This window comes from Shewanella sairae (genome assembly GCF_023283535.1).
Taxonomy (GTDB): Bacteria; Pseudomonadota; Gammaproteobacteria; order Enterobacterales; family Shewanellaceae; genus Shewanella; species Shewanella sairae.
Window position 1 is genome coordinate 1 of record NZ_JAKILT010000196.1, and the last position, 949, is coordinate 949.

General features: G+C 37.5%; 1 protein-coding gene. It reads right to left on the reverse strand.

Features of this window, described 5'->3' with window-relative positions; genetic code table 11:
• Window positions 1-346: 346 nt before the first annotated feature.
• Window positions 347-874, reverse strand: coding sequence for a hypothetical protein (locus L2748_RS24120; protein ID WP_220783588.1), 528 nt, complete (start codon window positions 872-874; stop codon window positions 347-349).
• Window positions 875-949 lie beyond the last annotated feature (75 nt).

Here is a 949-nt window from a genome sequence, read left to right on the forward strand (position 1 = left end):
GACAGTGACGAGTTGGCGTATTAGCGAAAATGAGGGACTTGGAGGAATTGACACACGAGAAGACAAGCAGCGTCTTACTCACACTTACGAGTGCAAGCAAGCCATGAAGTGCTCTATTGTTTGGCGCTAGGTCTGAATTACAGGCAAAAAAATACCCTTAAAGATTTCGGAGTCTTTAAGGGCAAAAAAACAATCAGGCTTTACTATGTCAGGTTAGCTCAACGGACATGAACGTAAAATGATTAGAACAGGACTGGCGTATAATCATCAATCCGTTGAGCTAATTGATAATATTCTGAACAATGACTTTCGACAATCTTTATTTAACCGCAACAGCCATAAGTCATTATCCAATTGGATTAGAAAAACCATAAACCTTAAGTTTTTGAGCAGCTTTAGCAGCGTGCTTGCAGTCGAATGTTTCTATTGCTTTTTGAGCTTCGGTATACTTACGGCCTTTGCGTAATTCTGCATAGTTAGATTGGCAAGTATTAAATACTGATATAAGCACATCACGATTAGTTAAGTAATAGTCAACTTGCTTTTGCTCTTGCTTATCAATGGATTTACGTGACAATTCACACTTAACCTCATCGTAACTAATCCCTTTACACATTTTTTTGCTATAAACAATTAACTCATCTTTTTTATACTCTCCGATTAACCTATCTAGTTCAGTTGATATTTTTGACTCACTAATATCCAAAAATGCTTTACACTTAGCTGTGCGCGAAAATGAAAAACCACACTCTCTACGCATCGTGTAGAACTCTGTGATAGGCATATCGGAAAATTCTTTGAGATATACTTTAACATCTTTCTCAAATTGTATTTTTTCAAGTTCAATTTCAGCCTGCCTAGCGTAAGCGATCAATATAGGACGGTCTTGTCAGATTCTAATAAGTCTGCATTAGATCTGAGGTAAGCGGGTTGTCCGCAAACTTAGCCT